The sequence below is a fragment of the Tessaracoccus bendigoensis DSM 12906 genome, from assembly GCF_900141915.1.
Lineage (GTDB): Bacteria > Actinomycetota > Actinomycetes > Propionibacteriales > Propionibacteriaceae > Arachnia > Arachnia bendigoensis.
In genome coordinates this window covers 1-1,626 of sequence record NZ_FQZG01000149.1, presented here as the reverse complement: position 1 = coordinate 1,626, position 1,626 = coordinate 1, and the positions used below count along the sequence as shown (strand labels likewise).

The 1,626-nt window shown below is 66.6% G+C and carries 2 protein-coding genes; both read left to right on the top strand.

The annotated features are described in order from the left end of the window. The coding region (locus tag BUC15_RS18840; protein WP_217652308.1) for a tyrosine-type recombinase/integrase at positions 1-782 on the top strand (782 nt) is incomplete at its 5' end. Positions 783-789: 7 nt separating this feature from the next. Further along, positions 790-1,626: tyrosine-type recombinase/integrase (locus BUC15_RS18835; protein ID WP_073191648.1), on the top strand; the 837-nt coding region annotated here is incomplete at its 3' end.

Here is a 1,626-nt window from a genome sequence, read left to right as displayed (position 1 = left end):
ACGTGGTCACGTGGGCGCGGGGGGATGGGGGCTTGGCCCACTCCTACCAGCGTCAACGTCTCGCCGCGGTCAGAGGCCTGGCACGCCACTGCCATGCCATCGGTTTGGATGTTGAAGTCCCAGCCGCCAACGCGTTGCGCGGCGGAAGGGATCGACGCCGGCCCCACATTTACACCCAGGACGAGGTCGACGCACTGATCTCCTGCTGCCGGAAGGTGTTCACACCCCCGCTCGTCCAAGCCACGATGGCTCACATCATCGCCCTCCTGGCGGTGACCGGCATGCGCATCGGGGAGGTCCTGCGGCTCAGCGTCCGGGACGTCGATCCCGGTGAGGGCAGCGTGTTGATCCGGGCAAACAAGCACGGCCCCGACCGGCTCGTCCCCCTCCACTCCAGCACCATCGCGGCGCTGGCCGAGTACGAGAACAGCCCTGCCCGTCTGGCCGCCGGCCCGCAACCCGATGGGCCACTCTTCGTCACCGTCAAAGGCACGGGCTACAAGCGGGTCACCATTGATGCCTACTTCCACAGGCTCCGTGACGCGGCCGACTTCACCTGGAACGGGCCGGCGCCAACGCTGCATGACCTGCGCCACACCTTCGCCACGAGGCAGATGATCCGCTCCTACACCGGCGACGGGGCCGATCCCGCAGCGACATTGAGCCTGCTGGCGACCTGGCTCGGCCACTCCGACCCGTCCCACACCTACTGGTACGTCGAGGCCGTCCCAGAACTCCTGGCCTTGGCCGCCCACCGCACCACCACCCTCACGATGGAGTGAAATCACCATGACCTACCTCACCAGCGCACTGCAGGCGTTCTTCACCGACTACGTCCACATCCAGCGCAACCTCACCCCCAACACGATCGCCTCCTACCGCGACACCTGGCGCCTCCTGATCAAACACATCTGCACGACCACCCCGACCACCGCAGACCAGATCCGGCTCGAAGACATCGACCGCGACACCGTCACCGGCTTCCTCGACCACCTCACCCGCGAGCGGGCCAACACGCCCGCCACCCGCAACGCCCGCCTCGGCGCGATCCGCGTCCTCCTCGCACACACCCTGCCCGACCACCCCGAGGCCGCCGAAACCATCCGCCGCGTCCTGACCATCCCACCCGCCAAGACCACGAAACCCCTGATCAGCTACCTCAACCCGCAAGAGACTGAGGCGCTGCTCGCAGCACCCGATGTCGCGACCTGGACCGGCCGACGAGACCAGATGATGCTCGCCCTGGCCATCAACACCGGCCTGCGGATCAGCGAACTCATCGACCTGACCACCAACAACATCCACACCCAGAGCAGCCCCTACGTCGAATGCCAGGGCAAGGGCCGCAAGCATCGCATCACCCCGATCAGCACCACAACCCGAAACCAGATCCGCACCTACCTACAGGAACGCAACCGCCTGCCAGGCAACGCGTTCTTCCCCGGACCCCACGGAAACGCCCTCTCCCGCGACGCCATCGAGCACCGCCTCGCGACCCATGTCCGCACCGCCGCGAAGACCTGCCCCTCAGTGGACAGCAAACACGTCACCATGCACACCCTCCGGCACACGACCGCCATGAACCTCCTCCACGCCGGAGTCGACATCACAGTCATCGCGCTCTGG